The following is a 227-nucleotide window of genomic DNA, read 5'->3' as shown; positions in this document are numbered from 1 at the left end:
TGGCGGACCGGAAAATTGCTGATTTAGATGCAGTTGAATATGTTGGTTCGATTACGAAAGTAAAGAGTAAAGACTTGACCCCTGTACCCCTGTACGAAAGTAAAGAGTAAAGACTTGACCCCTGTACCCTGTACTTGACCCCTGTACCTGTAGAGGGATAACGAGTCCGATTCCAGCATCAGCGGAACATTCGATTGCAGGCTCGCCTTTATAACTGAAGGGACCTG

The sequence above is a fragment of the Deltaproteobacteria bacterium CG11_big_fil_rev_8_21_14_0_20_49_13 genome (genome assembly GCA_002796305.1).
In the GTDB taxonomy this organism is placed as follows: domain Bacteria; phylum UBA10199; class UBA10199.
The sequence above is the reverse complement of the archived record's forward strand: the minus strand, read 5'-3'. Positions refer to the sequence as shown.